Source organism: Lysinibacillus sp. G01H, assembly GCF_028872195.1.
GTDB lineage: Bacteria > Bacillota > Bacilli > Bacillales_A > Planococcaceae > Lysinibacillus > Lysinibacillus capsici.
Map to the genome: position 1 here is coordinate 1,847,128 of NZ_CP118397.1, position 15,774 is coordinate 1,862,901.

Annotated in this window: 18 protein-coding genes; 13 read left to right on the forward strand and 5 right to left on the reverse strand. The window is 39.8% G+C overall.

Features of this window, described 5'->3' with window-relative positions; translation table 11 throughout:
- Positions 1-4 precede the first annotated feature (4 nt).
- Genes PSR12_RS08960 through PSR12_RS08970 form a run of 3 tightly spaced genes read right to left on the reverse strand, consistent with a single transcriptional unit; the run spans position 5 to position 1,133 of the window.
- Positions 5-340: a YrdB family protein gene (locus PSR12_RS08960; RefSeq protein WP_274772735.1), complete on the reverse strand. Its 336-nt coding sequence runs from the start codon at positions 338-340 to the stop codon at positions 5-7.
- A 13-nt stretch (positions 341-353) separates the two neighbouring features.
- Positions 354-707 (reverse strand): DUF4260 domain-containing protein, encoded by a 354-nt coding sequence (locus PSR12_RS08965; protein ID WP_221683144.1) that lies wholly within the window; start codon positions 705-707, stop codon positions 354-356.
- Complete coding sequence (locus tag PSR12_RS08970) at positions 708-1,133, reverse strand: MerR family transcriptional regulator (protein WP_221683145.1); 426 nt, start codon at positions 1,131-1,133, stop codon at positions 708-710.
- Positions 1,134-1,256: 123 nt separating this feature from the next.
- Here PSR12_RS08970 and PSR12_RS08975 point away from each other — a divergent pair, with 123 nt between their 5' ends.
- The 3 genes from PSR12_RS08975 (at position 1,257) to PSR12_RS08985 (ending at position 4,616) form a co-directional block, all read left to right on the forward strand.
- Positions 1,257-1,763 carry a sigma-70 family RNA polymerase sigma factor gene (locus PSR12_RS08975; protein WP_221683146.1) on the forward strand — a complete coding sequence of 169 codons (507 nt, stop codon included), beginning with the start codon at positions 1,257-1,259 and terminating at the stop codon, positions 1,761-1,763.
- Complete coding sequence (locus PSR12_RS08980; protein ID WP_274772737.1) at positions 1,756-2,946, forward strand: hypothetical protein; 1,191 nt, start codon at positions 1,756-1,758, stop codon at positions 2,944-2,946. The genes PSR12_RS08975 and PSR12_RS08980 overlap by 8 nt, the downstream gene beginning before the upstream one ends.
- 221 nt (positions 2,947-3,167) lie before the next feature.
- Positions 3,168-4,616, forward strand: coding sequence for a tetratricopeptide repeat-containing diguanylate cyclase (locus PSR12_RS08985; RefSeq protein ID WP_221683148.1), 1,449 nt, complete (start codon positions 3,168-3,170; stop codon positions 4,614-4,616).
- A gap of 51 nt (positions 4,617-4,667) precedes the next feature.
- On the opposite strand, the gene PSR12_RS08990 is transcribed toward PSR12_RS08985, so the two are convergent.
- On the reverse strand, positions 4,668-5,216 hold the full coding sequence (locus PSR12_RS08990; protein ID WP_257521915.1) for a GNAT family N-acetyltransferase: 549 nt from the start codon (positions 5,214-5,216) through the stop codon (positions 4,668-4,670).
- A 165-nt stretch (positions 5,217-5,381) separates the two neighbouring features.
- On the opposite strand from PSR12_RS08990, the gene PSR12_RS08995 reads away from it, so the two are divergent.
- The 9 genes from PSR12_RS08995 (at position 5,382) to PSR12_RS09035 (ending at position 13,539) form a co-directional block, all read left to right on the forward strand.
- Positions 5,382-5,852: a DUF2975 domain-containing protein gene (locus PSR12_RS08995; protein WP_221683150.1), complete on the forward strand. Its 471-nt coding sequence runs from the start codon at positions 5,382-5,384 to the stop codon at positions 5,850-5,852.
- 10 nt (positions 5,853-5,862) lie between these two features.
- Positions 5,863-6,084: a helix-turn-helix domain-containing protein gene (locus tag PSR12_RS09000; RefSeq protein WP_004229042.1), complete on the forward strand. Its 222-nt coding sequence runs from the start codon at positions 5,863-5,865 to the stop codon at positions 6,082-6,084.
- A 119-nt stretch (positions 6,085-6,203) separates the two neighbouring features.
- Positions 6,204-6,854: a TetR/AcrR family transcriptional regulator gene (locus PSR12_RS09005; protein ID WP_257521916.1), complete on the forward strand. Its 651-nt coding sequence runs from the start codon at positions 6,204-6,206 to the stop codon at positions 6,852-6,854.
- Positions 6,855-6,910: 56 nt separating this feature from the next.
- Positions 6,911-9,229 (forward strand): ABC transporter permease, encoded by a 2,319-nt coding sequence (locus tag PSR12_RS09010; RefSeq protein ID WP_221683151.1) that lies wholly within the window; start codon positions 6,911-6,913, stop codon positions 9,227-9,229.
- A gap of 5 nt (positions 9,230-9,234) precedes the next feature.
- Positions 9,235-9,990 (forward strand): ABC transporter ATP-binding protein, encoded by a 756-nt coding sequence (locus tag PSR12_RS09015; protein ID WP_274772739.1) that lies wholly within the window; start codon positions 9,235-9,237, stop codon positions 9,988-9,990.
- 104 nt (positions 9,991-10,094) lie between these two features.
- Positions 10,095-10,613 carry a sigma-70 family RNA polymerase sigma factor gene (locus tag PSR12_RS09020; protein ID WP_221683153.1) on the forward strand — a complete coding sequence of 173 codons (519 nt, stop codon included), beginning with the start codon at positions 10,095-10,097 and terminating at the stop codon, positions 10,611-10,613.
- Complete coding sequence (locus PSR12_RS09025) at positions 10,600-11,262, forward strand: TIGR04104 family putative zinc finger protein (RefSeq protein WP_221683154.1); 663 nt, start codon at positions 10,600-10,602, stop codon at positions 11,260-11,262. Before PSR12_RS09020 ends, PSR12_RS09025 begins: the two co-directional genes overlap by 14 nt.
- A gap of 141 nt (positions 11,263-11,403) precedes the next feature.
- The gene (locus PSR12_RS09030; RefSeq protein ID WP_004229030.1) at positions 11,404-11,955 is read left to right on the forward strand and encodes a biotin transporter BioY; all 552 of its coding nucleotides are present in this window, start codon (positions 11,404-11,406) and stop codon (positions 11,953-11,955) included.
- An 18-nt stretch (positions 11,956-11,973) separates the two neighbouring features.
- A complete protein-coding gene (locus PSR12_RS09035) occupies positions 11,974-13,539 on the forward strand; it encodes an amidohydrolase (RefSeq protein WP_274772742.1) in 1,566 nt (521 codons plus the stop codon).
- A 34-nt stretch (positions 13,540-13,573) separates the two neighbouring features.
- On the opposite strand, the gene PSR12_RS09040 is transcribed toward PSR12_RS09035, so the two are convergent.
- Complete coding sequence (locus tag PSR12_RS09040; protein WP_004229027.1) at positions 13,574-13,783, reverse strand: hypothetical protein; 210 nt, start codon at positions 13,781-13,783, stop codon at positions 13,574-13,576.
- Positions 13,784-13,995: 212 nt separating this feature from the next.
- Here PSR12_RS09040 and PSR12_RS09045 point away from each other — a divergent pair, with 212 nt between their 5' ends.
- Positions 13,996-15,765, forward strand: coding sequence for a glycerophosphoryl diester phosphodiesterase membrane domain-containing protein (locus PSR12_RS09045; RefSeq protein ID WP_221683156.1), 1,770 nt, complete (start codon positions 13,996-13,998; stop codon positions 15,763-15,765).
- Positions 15,766-15,774: the final 9 nt, after the last annotated feature.

Sequence of the window (15,774 nt, forward strand, 5' to 3'; positions counted from 1 at the left end):
TTTTTTAGATGGTTTTTTGATGCAAGTGAAAGGAGACTAGTTGACTGAAAATGACCATGCTTGCAAACACACTAGCAATGAGTGTTCTGTCTGTTTCATATAAAGCAAGAACAGCTAGCGTAAAGAGAGCAGCTTCTACTAGTCCATGCGTAAAGGGATTCAAGGGCACCCTTGCTTTTGGAGAGCCAAAGATACTCCATATTCCAATGATGAATAATGGTATTCCCAACCCAAGAGAGCATTTCATTAGGAGATTTGTTCCAATATAGGCACCCCCGTTTCCAATAGTGAGTAGAACACCCATTTCTACTAAAAATCGTAGTGTTAAATGGATAGCCATACTTTCCTCCTCATTACGCAATTTGCTGTAAATGTGTCTTCTTAAAAGCATCCTCATATTTTAAACCATAGCCAAGTGCACGATCTAAGAAAATATGTGCGAGCCAAATCAGGGCAGCCATCAGGAGTACTGGTGTAGTCGTTAGTAAACCAATCACCATCAACATGGCAGGTAGCACAAAGCTATGTCCCATATTATAGAAAAGAGCGCCTATTTTTGTATTGAGGAGATAGCCAACCATTGTAATGTCTGGTAGCAATAAATACACAATAAAATAAAGCCATGGAAAATTTAGATGACCATAGAAAGAAACAGTGATGAAGAAAGCAAGGATATATTCTATTGAGATGATTTTACGTAGTGACATTTAACCACGACCTTCCAGTAAATTTTGATACATATCCTCTATGAGTAAGGAAATTTTTTCTTGGTTTTCTTCGTATTGTCCGTCAGCCATTAACGTTTTTGTCAGTTGTAACGAATGAAGCGCATGCTGGTAGAATTGTAGTTGCTGCTCAATCTGGGCAATCTTTGTTGAAAATAGCTGTACCGTTTCCTCATTACATGCTGTTGAAATAGGCTTTTGTTCTAGAGTCAGTAAATGTTTAATTTCTTGGAGCGTAAAGCCTAGCTGACGTAAAACGATAATAAATTTCATTGTATGTTCACACATGGCATCATACACACGGTAGCCATTGTCTTGTTTTTGCGGTTGTATGAGTCCTTCTTTTTCATAATAGCGAACGGTATCCGTTGTTAATTGAAATTTCTCAGCGAATTGTTTAATTTTCATGTAAGTACCTCCTAAATTCATCCTAACATTGGAGTATGCTCCAAGGTCAAGATGCTTGAGGAAAAAAGTTAAAAAAATGAAACGGTCATTCAGTGGCAGTCGTTTATAGTGTAAGAAGGGGAGGTGGACGGCATACTTGAGGAAATGATCGAAGAACATGCAGCACATTTATTACGTCTCGCCTATTTTTATGTGAAGAACCGACAAACCGCAGAGGATATTGTGCAAGAGGTCTTTATTAAATTTTCTCAGCGTGGCTATGAAGAACGTGGGCAGTTGCGTGCGTATTTATCCACTCTAACGATTAATCAAAGCAAGGATTATTTAAAAAGCTGGCATTATAAGAAATTACTATTACAAGAAAAAATATTTCCTGTTCAGGGGAATAGACAACGAGATGCGCTCGTGGCAGCAGAGGAACGGTCTCACATTGGGGCAGCTATTTTAAAGCTTTCACTTACCTATCGGGAGCCCATTATCCTTTATTATTTTGAAGAAATGAAGATTCGTGATATTGCCCAGCTACTTGGCATTGCAGAGAATACGGTGAAAACAAGACTGAAGCGGGCAAGAGAAGCATTAAAGCCTCATCTGAAGCAGGAGGAATGGGAGGTGCTTAGACATGAATGAGATACAGAAGGAATTACTCAAAGTCGCTGGTGATATGACAGCAAGCAAAGAACGAGTCAAAAAACATGTACTACAACAGTCTATCAATAGAAGGAAGCCTTTTCGTTTCACCCTATTAACCGTCGTACTGACACTTTGTGTGGCGGGGTTTATGATGGTGCAGCTTCTTACAAACGAAACAGAGCAAACATCCTCATTATTTCATGAAAGACAGCTTGAGCATTTCGAACGTATTAATCGGCTAATGTGGCCAGGAAAAGAGCAGGAATTTTATAAAGAGGAAGCCTATCTAGCGTATGAGAAGCTCGTTGCCGCTTACTATTTTGCGAAATCATTAGGGATTGATTATTCAAAGGCCGAGCTAGAGGTGGAGAGCAAGAAGCAAGTAGAACAGTTGGAAATGCTTTATCAAGCATCTGAATACGAAGCACTATTTCAGGGATTAGCACCGAAACAGTATGTTGAAACATATCTTGAGCCCCTTTTGCCAATGTATACAACAAGAACAAAGCTATATGCCCTCTATAAAGAAAAATATCCAACTTTTTATGCTTACCAAGAAGTAGCCAATATTGATGCCAATCGATATTTCCAAGCGCATTATACTGAGCAGGCAACAGCCTTTCAAAATGAGCATAACATCATATTACGGGCTAGTTCACATGGCTCTTCAATGGTCGGAACAGTTGCAAAGGTTGAATCGAATGTTTTTTTATTTATTGAAGGAGTGATTCCTGAGGACCTTGATCATATGACGGAAGAACAGCTTGCTGAAAAATATGAGCAGGCCAATTGGTATCCTGTGCTGGATGATTTTCCTGTCAAGCAGGGGGATTATATTACTTTAACTTCTATGGGAACAGGCAGTATAGAGGAAAACGGGGTCGTCAGAAAATATGGTTTATTATCTAAACTGGAAAAACTAGAGCCAATCAATATAAAAAGGCTTGAGCTAGAAAATAATAAAGAGGTTGCTCAGTTTTTACAGGATATCCCTTGGCAGCCCGCAAATTATATGAAAAGACCACCCGAATATTCATTTGAAGTAGAAGGCGTCCGTATTGAAATGTGGAAGGGCTATGGTGGTTCAATTTATCTCCAAAAGGCTGGTAGCGGAGAAATTCACCTTAGTGCCAATAGAGCGAAGGAATTAATAGCCATCCTAGGCATAGAAGAATCTTAACAAGTCTCTTGAAAGAGGCTTGTTTTTTATTTAGGGGAAAATTATAGTGAAAGTACCATGTTAAAATAACCTTTAATTGAATGTAGGATAAAATACACAGTGATTTTTATTATTAGGCTGAATTACTTAATGTTAAAAAAATAAATGAGTCCAAAGAATTGTAATATTTTAAGGGCGAAGGTAGTATTAAAGAAGTAAGGATGAAGAAAAGGAGGGGCGGTATGAACGCACAAGAATTTGAAGAACTATGGATTACGCTTAATGAGTTATATAATGCGGATCGTTTTTTAGAATATATAGAAATAAGTAGTGCCGCAATTGAAAGTGCCATTAAGCTTGAAATGTATGATAAGGCTATCCTTCTATTACGTTATAGCTGTGCCAGTTATTTTCAAACGGGTGATTTACAGCTTTCTATAAGTGTCCTTGAACAATATCGTGAGTTAACCTTTCAACATGGCAACGATATTGATTTAATTCAATATTACAATTTAGCAGCCATTTATTGGGGAACATTTGGTCATTTAAAGAAATCAGAAGAGTTGATGCTGAAAGGCTTAAAAATTGCTGAAGCAATCCAGCACGTGGAGAGCATGGGGAAAATCTATAACAATCTGAGCGACTTAGAAATATCCATGGGAAGCTATCGGACAGCTAAGGAATTTGCCTTAAAGAGTTTATATTATGCGAATGCGTTTGAAATGAAGCATAAAGAGCCTTATACAGGGATTATCCATCCGAAGACAAACCTAGCTGTTGCACTTATTTGGCTTGAAGAATTTGAGGAAGCCAATACGATATTACAAGAATTAATGGCAACGATTCATCATCCACCCTATTCGAAAGTACAACTTGAGGTACTCAATGCCTATGCCTTCCTGTGTGAAAGACAGGGACGTATAAGTGAGGCCATCGATTTATATCAAAAGACAAAGCATTATGCTTTACAAAACAATGACCTTTCTCTACTTCAACTAATTTATAATTCTTTAGTGAAGCTCATTGAGGAGCAAGGCAATAAAATTGTATTATGTGCGATACAAAAGGAATATATTAATATTTTGTTAGAAATCCAGCGTGAAAACTATTCACATGTATTGTTTGAAATGGAATATAACGATCATAAGAAGCAGTTTGAAAAAAATGCCTATATTGATCCTCTGACGAATATTTACAATCGTCGCTATTTTGATGAACAGGCCAAAAAGATGGTCGAAAAGGCGGCTGAAAATCATCAGCAATTGGCCTTGATGATGGTGGATTTAGACCATTTTAAAGAAATCAATGACATGAATGGCCATTTATTTGGCGATGATGCTTTGACGAATACAGCCAAAACTTTACAGGACTATTTTCAGCCCTTTGAGTCTATTGTTGCTCGCTTTGGAGGGGATGAATTCATTGTGTTGAGTCAAGTAAAGGAAGGTGAATCAGTACAAACATTGGCTGACAACCTGTATCAAACCTTAACGGCACTATCACTAACAGTGAATAATCAAACTGTTCAGTTGGAATTTAGTATTGGTGTCAGTACGAATGATCATGGCAAAATTCAGAAAGTAGAGGAGCTTATCAAGCATGCGGATGAAGCGCTCTATAAGTCAAAGCGTAACGGCCGCAACCAAATTACGCACTATAATCATTATTGCGATGTGGGAAATGGTATTTAAAAGAGAGAGAGGCATATCTACTCGGGAAGTGCCTCTTTCGTAAAAGTGTTGCTAGTGTGATGGATTAAGCAAGCCATAAAACACAATATCTTCAAAAGTACCGTTTTTATAAATATGATCCTTTAATGTTCCCTCATAGTGCATGCCACATTTCTCCATAATTTTCCCTGAGGCAGGATTAGATTGGAAATACCGGGCATAAATACGATGATACTGTTTCTCCTGAAAGGCAAATTCAATAATCGCTTGAGCAGCTTCTGTTCCGTAGCCATTACCCCAATAGGGCTCTCCAATCCAATAAGCGATTTCTCCTCTTTGATGTTGGGATTGATTTGACAGTCCTATCGCTCCATATAATTGTCCACTTTGTTTGTCTGTTATCGCAAATTCGTAACTTCTATTTTCCTCAAAGTTTTGTTGATGTGTGGAAATCCATGATAATGCACATTCTAATGTATAAGGATAGGGTAAACTCAATGTGCTTTTATAGATCGCATAATTGTTACATAAAACACTTACTTCTTGTGCATCTGCTTGTGTAAAGAGTCGAAGTATTAAACGTGTCGTTTCTATCGTCTTTTCGGTTGGCGAATAAATCATCGAATACCCCCTTTTCAATGGTTGGATTGATTATAGCACAATAAAAAGCAAAGTAAACCAAATAATGGATATCTTATTAAATCTTGAATTGGAATAAAAATTTATTGAAAAACGATAAATTATGTGGTAAATTAAACAGGATAATAAATAAAAGAGGTGCGTAAGATGAAACGAGAAACGCTCTTTTTAAAGATAGCTGTTTTTCTAATAGGTATACCCGTTCTTGCCTTATGTGTATGGGTGGTGCCTCATGTTGCTTTAAATACAGTGGAGCATTCTCCCATTCTAACCATTGTTGCTTTAATTGGCGTCTATGCAACGGCTATTGCTTATTTTGTTGCGCTATTTACAACGATCAAGCTATTAAGCTATATTGACCAAAACATCGCATTTTCAGAGCTGTCAGTGAAAGCTTTAATTAAGATCAAATATTGTGCAATTCTTATTAGTAGTGTTTACGTGGTTGGCATGCCACTGATATACTATGCTGCGGAAGTAGACGATGCCCCAGGTCTTATACTTATTGGAATGGTCATTATTTTTGCTTCCTTTGTCGTGGCAGTCTTTGCTGCTGTGCTGCAAAAGCTTCTAAAAAATGCCATCGATATCAAATCAGAAAATGATCTAACGGTTTGAGGTGAATACTATGGCAATGATCATTAACATTGATGTAATGCTGGCGAAACGAAAAATGAGTGTTACAGAGCTTTCAGAAAAAGTTGGCATCACGATGGCGAACCTTTCGATTTTAAAAAACGGCAAGGCCAAAGCCATCCGCTTTTCAACATTAGAGGCTATTTGTGAGGCATTGGATTGCCAGCCTGGCGATATTTTGGAATATCGGAAGAACGAGGAACTACAAAAATAAGGATCTGCGTAAAGCAGATTCTTTTTTTTGTAGAAATTATTGCCAAATGAAGTCATCCTATGCTAGGATAAAGAATAGATATATCGACAGGCAGTCGGTCAATTATAAGGAGGTGTCTTATGAGGGAAATAAAAAAAGCGGAAGAACGCAGAAATGAAATATTAGATGCTGCGGATGAATTATTTGCACAGAAGGGATTTGATGGCACTAGTACGAGTAATATTTTGGAAAAAGTAGGCATTGCTCGAGGCACTCTCTATTATCATTTTAAATCTAAGGAAGATATTATGGATGCGCTCATTGAGCGTTATACAAGCACGATGCTAGCAAAGGCGAAAAACGTTGCAGCAGACAAGACTATAGCTGTAAATGAGCGGATATTGCGCGTTGTCATGGCATTGAATATGCAAAATGAACAGGGTGGACAGGAAATGATGGAGCATGTTCATAGGCCGCAAAATGCTTTGATGCACCGTAAAATACAGCAAGTGGTCATCAATCAAGTACCACCAATCCTCACTGCCATTATTCGTGAGGGCATTGAGCAAGGTATTTACCAAACGCCTTATCCCTATGAGTGTATGGAAATGATTATTGCTTATACCAATACGGTATTCGATGATGATCTCGTCTTGATGACAGATGAGGAAAGAGCTGCCCGTATTCCGGCATTGATTTTTAATATTGAAAGAATGCTAGGGGTGGAGAATGGTAGCTTATTGTATATGATGCAAATGTTTGGAGATAAGGAAGAAGGCAGTACGAACTAAGTTTTTTAGGTCTTGTTAGGTTTGATGGCGGTTAACAATATACAAAGAGGTGACTTATGTATTGGAAAATTGTTCGAAATGATATGGCAAATAGCAAGCTAATTACAGGTATGACCATGCTATTTGTGGCGGTAGCAGCTTTACTTGTCACACTATCAGCAATACTTATTGTCCATTTGACAAGTGCAATTGACACGCTGATGAAACAAGCAGAAACGTCTCATTTTCTTCAGATGCATGCAGGGGAAATCGATCAAGTGCGGCTGACTGAATTTGCAGAGCAAAATAAATATGTAGATGAATATCAAATGAATGAATTTCTAAATGTGGAGGGCACGAAGATCAATATTGCGGGTACCACCTTGGCACATAGTGTGCAGGACAATGGTTTCAGCACACAAAGTGAGAAATTTGATTATTTACTTGATCTTGATGGTCATGTGATTGAAGTGGCAAATGGTGATATTTATGTACCTGTAAGCTATTGGAAGGACGGCATCGCTGACTTGGGGGATACTGTCATCGTTCATGATCAAACCTTTACAATAGCTGGATTTCTAAGGGATTCACAGATGAACTCTATGCTGGCTTCCTCCAAACGCTTTCTTGTCAGTGAACAAGATTATGCAGCAATCCAGGAAGCGGGAACAGTTGAATATTTAATTGAGTTTCGTTTGAAAAATTTGGCGGATTTAAAGAAGTTTGAAGAGGCCTATACAAGTGCAGGGCTAGAAGCAAACGGACCAACCATTACTTATAAGCTTTTTCAAATGCTGAATGCCATATCAGATGGACTTATGATTGCTGTTATCTTACTCATCAGTGTCCTTGTAGTCGCTATTGCTTTTATGTGTATTCGATTTACATTGCTCACTAAAATAGAAGAGGATTATAGAGAAATCGGTGTGATGAAAGCAATTGGCCTACGAGTGGCAGATATACAGAAAATGTATCTAGCCAAATATGGCGTTATAGCTGTGATTGGTTGTATGCTCGGTTTTGCCTGTTCCTTCTTCCTTCGAGATATTCTATTAGAAAATATCCGTCTGTTCATGGGAGAAACGGACAAAGTTTCACTCATTTGGTTGTTCACGGGTCTGGGATTGTTGCTCGTATTTTTCGTGATTATGGGCTATGTACGATCGGTACTCAAACAGTTTCGCAAGCTATCAGCCACGCAGGCGATGCGTTTTGGCACAACACAAGGAAAAGTGCAGCATACAAAATTATTGAACCTTAGCGCCAATAAAAGACTACCGATCAATCTTTTTCTTGGCATGAAGGATGTATTATCACGAAAAACACTTTATGCGACAATGCTCGCAGTATTAGTATTGGCAACATTTATTATTATCGTGCCTCAAAACTTACACAACACAATTGCAGCTAAAAGCTTTATTACGTATATGGGTATTGGGAACAGTGACATCCGAATTGATATCCCACAAGGCAAGCAAAATGAACAACAGGTGGCAGCGGTGAAGGATATGCTTGAGCATGACACAGCCATTAAGAATTATACTGTTTTGACAACAAAAAAATTCACAACGATTGCCGAGGACGGAACAGCGCAAAACCTAAAAATAGAGCTGGGTGACCATACGATATTCCCCTTAGAATATGCACACGGAGAGGCTCCAGTCGCTCCTAATGAAGTGGCACTTTCGGTGCTCAATGCAGAGGAGCTTCAAAAAAAGGTTGGCGATAGTTTAGCAGTAGTCATTAATGGAGAGAAGAAAAATTTGAGGGTCAGCGGTATTTATTCAGATATTACCAATGGCGGCAAGACTGCTAAGGCAGCTTTCTCTGACCAGTCTACGGATAGCATGTGGAGTGTCATCTATAGTACGATGGCTAATCCATCGCTTGTTGCAGATAAACGGGCGGAATATGCAAAAACCTTCTCGTTTGCCAAGGTGTCAGGTATTGATGATTATATTCATCAAACTTTTGGCACGACGATTCATGCCATCGAAAAGGCAGCTCGTGCAGCACTCGTCATTGCCTTATTGCTGTGTGTGCTCGTGACATTATTATTTATAAATATGCTGATTGCGAAGGATCAAGCACCCATCGCTATTATGAAGGCATTAGGATTCACGAATGTCGATATAGCTACACAATATGCAGCACGTTCGATTTTTGTATTACTGCTTGCCATCTCGATGGGGACGTTGCTCGCAAACACGTTAGGTGAATATTTAACTAGTACGGTCATTGCCTCATTCGGGGCGGCATCATTTGATTTTATGATTAATCCACTAGCAGCTTATGTTTTTTGCCCACTAGCGCTTACAAGCGTTGTACTGCTAGCTACGCTAATTGGTACGTCAAGGGCAGGGCAGGTAAAAATTATTGAGCATATAAAGGAGTAGAACCTATGAATATAGTAAGTGGTGAGCAAATAGTAAAGTCGTTTCAGGTAGGCAAAGAACAGCATCCCGTTTTACTGGATGTATCAGTTGCAATCAATCAAGGAGAGTTTATCTCCATTATGGGCCCATCAGGCTGTGGTAAATCGACATTGTTGTATGCCCTTAGCGGGATGGACAGTATTGATCAAGGTCAGGTCATCTTTGATGGAATGGATTTAACGACATTAAGTGACAAAGAACTGGCTGATTTGCGTAGAACGAAAATGGGCTTTGTCTTTCAGCAGCCGACCTTTCTAAAAAGCTTAAATATCCTTGATAATATCCTGTTACCTGCGATGCGTGATGAGCGAAAAAATGTGAGGGCCTTAACAGAAAGGGCACTACAGATTATGAACAAAATGGGGATTGCAGACTTGGCAAAGCGAGATATTACACAGGTTTCTGGTGGGCAGCTTCAACGGGCAGGCATTTGCCGCGCCTTGATTAGCAACCCGCAAGTGATCTTTGGAGATGAACCCACAGGCGCATTGAATTCAACGTCTGCTCAGGAAATCATGGATTTATTAGCCTCCATCAATAGTGAAGGTACAACGGTGATGCTTGTGACCCATGACCCAAAAATTGCCGCAAGAACAGAGCGTATCCTTTTTATGTCTGATGGCGCTATCGTGAATGAACTGAGATTGCCTCGATTCACAGGCGCCGATTTAGACGATCGAATGGTCAAAGTTGTCTCTTCTATGCAAAAAATAGGTATTTAGCTTGAAGAAATCCGTAATGATTTAAAAATTACGGATTTTTTTTTGATAAAATGAATCGCATTCGTTATGGCATCCGTCAGTAGTGTAGGAAGTAGGTGAGGGCAATGATGGCTATTGAACAGATAATCGAGGAGCACGGTGATTACTTACTTAAGGTCGCCTATCTCTATGTGAAAAATAAGGCAACGGCGGAGGACATCGTGCAGGATGTGTTCATCGCCTTTTATCAAAAGCAGGGACAGTTTCGTCAGGAAGCATCCTTACGTACATATCTAGTGAAAATGACGGTTAATCGAAGTCACGATTATTTACGAAGTTGGAAAAGTAAACGACTGACATTGTTTGAAAAGATCACGGGACGCACAACGGCTATGACACCTGAAAAGGAGATACTAGAGAAAACTGTAAAAAAAGAGCTGGTGGAGGCATTGTTTACATTATCAGTTGCCTATCGAGAGGTCTTGATTTTGTATTATTTTGAGGAGATGTCGACAGTGGAAATTGCACAGCTTGTACACTGTCCAGAAGCAACGATTCGCACAAGATTACAGCGAGCTCGTAAACAATTAGCAACAGCAATGGGTGACTTTGATTGGGAGGTGCTACGCCATGAATCAATTTAAAGAGGAACTATTAAAGGAGCTACAAGATGTCAAGCTTTCACAGCAGCGCAAACAAGTAATCGCGGAGAAAGCACAACGAAAAGTTCAACGCAAAGCAGGTAATCAATGGACGTATCGTATCGTATTCGCAACCTTTACTATTTTTGTTATCGGTTTTAGCTATATCTTGACACAGCAGAAGGGGCAACAGAGTTCAAGCCATCAGGCGGCTAGCCTACAGTCGGATACTTGGCATTGGTGGTCACTTTTTGCTTCGGATTATGTAAGAGGCTTTATTTTATTGAGCATTTTTATAGGGGCGACCATTATTGTCAAACGCTATCTATTGAAAAAGGGATATGGTTTACCTGTTTGTATTGAATGTGGGGAGAGTTGGTCTGAGAAGGATGCACGTAAATTATATCGCAAAAATAGTGAAATTGTGTGCCCTCATTGTGGACAAAAACAATACCGCACAAAAAAATCCATGCAAATCAGTGGTGTAATGACGATGCCAGTGCCGTTGCTGATTATGTTGCAGCATGTTTTCCATCATTTTGTTATTGGTCTCATTTTCTTTTTAGTGGGCATGTTCTTTTACCATTATCAAATTGCGCCATATGTGTTTAAGCTACAAGAGAAAGATCCGATGAATGAACCTTTATGGTAATGATTTCGGCAGGAAATTGCTAGGCTAATCTAGCAATTTCTTTTTTTATTCTAAAATAGATTGACAATGGTTTTCATTTGCTTTATCTTTGTGTTAACTTATTTTTATTATTAGTTAACGCACAAGGGGAGGCTTTTTACATTGAAAAAAGGAAGTACATATCAATATGTGTTAGCAGCATTTGGGGCAGCAATAATCGCAGTTTTAGCACAGGTAACAATCCCACTACCACTTATCCCGATTACAGGTCAAACGTTAGCAGTTGGCATCATCGTGACGATTTTAGGGACAAGATTAGGCACGTTATCTGTTCTATTATATATTTTACTAGGGGCAGCAGGTTTACCTGTATTTAGCGGTATGTCAGGTGGACTTGGGATTTTAGTTGGTCCAACAGGTGGATATATTGTAGGCTTCCTTGCCACAGCTATTATTATGGGCTTATACTTAGATAAATTTGGTATTACATTTACTCAAGCTATTATTGCGAATATCATTGGGATGATTGTTACATTAGCGTTTGGGACAGTGTGGTTAAAAATTGTAGCAGATTATACATGGACAGCTGCCTTTATGGGTGGTGTTGCACCATTTATCGTGGTAGGTATTGTCAAAGCGGTACTTGCAGCATGGATTGGTGTAATTGTTCGTCGTCGCTTAGAAAGAGCGCACTTAATTGAAGCAATAGCATAGGACATGGGAGGAATTGTTTTGGCAACATTATGGACAGGTGGTAAGATTTACACGATGGCTCAGGTTGGTGAAACAGTGGATGCAGTCCTTGTTGAAGATGGAAAAATTGTGGCGACAGGCTCAGTGGAGAGCTTGTCGCCACTAGCTGCTTCTATCCAACATTTAGAGGGCAATATCATGTATCCAGGCTTTGTCGACAGTCATTTACATATTATTGGCTACGGGGAAAAGCTCAAGCATCTTGATGTATCGGCAGTTACGAGTAAAGAGGCGTTGCTTGTGAAACTTCAGGAGCAAATGGCTGAGGCGTCAGCACATGAATGGGTCATTGCGATTGGACTAAACGAAAACCAATTTGAAGAGCCCATTTTCCCGACCTTAGCGGAGCTAGATGCCCTTGGAGATGCTCATTTAATCATTAAACGGAGCTGTCATCATTTGATCCTAGCCAATTCCAAGGCACTCGCTTTTGCAGGAATTACAAATAAGACTCCTTCGCCAGAGGGGGGTGTCATTGACAAAGTAGATGGTCAGCTCACAGGGATACTAAAGGATGCAGCATTGTATTTAATTGTTAACCAGATGCCACATATTACACCTGCGTATATTGAGGATGCACTGATAAAGGCGGTGACCTCATTGCAATCCTATGGTTTAGTAGGGGGACATTCAGAGGATTTAAGCTATTATGGACCGCCAGGCCAGCCGATTCAGGCTTATCGCAAAATAGTAGAGGCACAGCAATCCTTTAAGGTGCATTTATTACAGCATCATACAGTCTTTGAAGATGTTGCGAAGATGGATTTAGCTTCCTCACCATTTTTGGAGTTTGGTGCGATGAAAATTTTTATTGATGGAGCCTTTGGAGGTCGTACGGCTGCACTACGTCAGCCTTACTGTGATGATTCGTACAATGCAGGGATGCTTATTCATACAACTGAGCAATTAACAAGCTATGTTCAGCTGGCACGTCAATATGGACAAACCGTTGCCGTGCATGCCATTGGCGATTTAGCAATAGACACGATTTTAGACGTTTTTGCGGCATATCCTCCTCAGGAAGGTCAGCTTGATCGCGTGATTCACTGTAGCTTAGTCGATGAGGAACTATTAGCCAAGCTAGCTGCATTACCAGTGGCAGTGGATATGCAGCCGCAGTTTGTACAGGGAGAATACCAAGCAGAGCTATCGAGACTTGGGGAGGAGCGCGCACATGGCTTACATCCTTTAAAATCACTTCTTGACAGAGGGCTGATTGTCGCAGGCGGAAGTGATGCGCCAATTGAAGTGCCAAACCCGTTGCATGGTATTTATGCGGCTGTCACTAGAAGAAATTTTGGGGAGACACATGATGGCTATAACCCTCATGAGAAAATTTCCCGATTTGAGGCAGTCCGTTTGTACACAGTAGGGGCGGCTGAAATAATTGGACAGCAATTTATGCGTGGCAAAATTGCAGAAGGCTTTGCAGCAGACTTTACGATTTTACAAGAGGACGTTTTTACAGTAGAGATGGAGCAGTTTCCACACATTCAAGTCGCATGCACGGTTGTGAATGGTCAGATAGTATATGAAAATCGCTGAGAAGGTTATCCTTCACAGCGATTTTTTTATGGGACTATTGTTTGTCAGCTAGTTGTTTTACTTGTTGTTCTAAGGTCGACACACGTTTTGATAAGTCCTCTACTTGCTGTTGCATGGTTGGTGGAGGAGACACAGGGGCAGTGGATTTCATTTTTTTGATCATATGGATCATCACGAAAAAGATTGCTAGAAACATACATAAAAGAACGGTTGTACTAATGATATCACCAAGGTTGAATTTCATGTTTGCGCTCCTTTCTGTAGTGGGTATCTAGTTATATACAGGGTGACATGCTAAAAAGTTTCAAAAAAATGGTGAATGTCACGATTAATACAAAAATTGACGCCTACTTTGGTGTAGAGGAGTGCTATTTTATTGGCTTTGAGGAATGGGCCATAGCAGTCAAAACATACGTTAGTAGTGAGCGATTTTAACAGCATGATAGGGGTGAGTATGTGCACAAGGCAGGACAAGTTATGCGACAGGCTGTCCATAATATTTATGTTTATCGATTCGATTATGTACAGGTTTTCGCATTAATTAGAATCTTTCAGTTTTTATTAATGATCCCTGTAACCTCTATCGTCTTGAAGCTCATGCTACGAGTAACTGGGTTTACACATATTACTGAGCAAAATTGGCAAAGCTTTGTGACGCATCCCTTTGTGATGATAATGATTTGTCTATTAATTTTGCTGTTTTTATTATTTGTATATTATGAGATGGGCTTTCTATTTCTCATGGCCTTTCATCAGCAACGAGGACTTCGCTACCGATTTCTTCCTTTATGGCAACAATTAAATCGCAAGGTTGTTTATTTTTTTAGTGTGCAAGTTTTATTTCTCATCGTCTATCTAGCGCTATTAATGCCACTAGCTTCCTTTATGCTACCCCTTACATTGACTCAATCCATCTCCCTACCACCTTTTCTAACTGAAGAAATCATGAGTAGTCGAGCGGGTAGGCTAGCATATGCTGTGGTGGCAAGCATCATTGTGATGATAGGCATTCGAAGTATCTTAACGTTACCTATCTTTACAATCCAGCCGAACATCTCAATTTTGCGTTCTTTTAAGCAAAGCTGGCGATTTTCCAAGCGTGGATTATTTGAACTAGTCGTGCTACTAGCTATGCTTTTAACAGGTCATCTGTTGATGATGCTTGGTATAACAGTGGTCGCTACGTTTCCACTCTATTTAATTGAACGTTTAATGCCAAGTGCAGCCTTGATTACGGCTGGGCTGACACTAGCCTTTTTAGAAATGGTCTTTGTGGTGCTATTTAGTTTATTACAGGCGATGTTTTCACAAGTTATGGTCGCCATCACGTATAATACGCCAGTGATGGGTAAAATCAGCGCTACTACACATCGGAAGCGGCGCTATAAGCCATTGCTGTTGATCAGTGGCATTGTGTTTCTCGTATTAAGTATGATGAATATCAATTCCTTAGAGAAAAGTGTCTATGCACCAGATACCAAAATTATTGCCCACCGCGGCTATGTAGCAGGTAATGTAGAAAATACAATTAGTGGATTGGTGAGTGCAGCCAATGCGGGGGCAGATTTAATTGAAATCGACATTCAACAAACTGTGGATGGGGAATTCGTTGTCTTCCATGATCGAACATTACGAAGGTTAGCAGGTAAAAATGGTGTCATTGCGAATATGACCCTGAGCGAACTAAAAACGTTAACCATTCATCAAAATGGCTTTAGCGATAAAATTGCTTCATTAGATGATTGTATTGAAATTGCCAAAGCGTTAGATGTGGCGCTACTAATCGAATTAAAGGTGCATGGTCAGGAAACGGAAGATGTTTTACCTAAATTAGTAGAGAAGCTACGAAAATACAAGGTGCTAGATTCCTACTATGTGCAATCCGCCGATGGACAAAAAATGACGCAATTAAAAAAATTGGTGCCGAATTTGCGTGTCGGTATTGTTTATGCACTCAATATTGGACCAATGGAGGAAAATGTTGATTTTATCGCACTGGAGGAATCCTGGGTAACGGAGCAGCTTATCGAAGAATTGAAGCAACATCCGACCGATTTATTTGTTTGGACACTCAATGACGATCGCTCCCTGCAAACCTTCATCGAAAAAAATGTCAGCGGCGTCATCACCGACCATCCTGACGTCGCCCGCGAGCTAAGAACTCAGCAAAGCGAAAACCAATATTTCTTACAACGCATCCTGAATCGGCTGAGATTTATCTTTTGATGGGGGTAG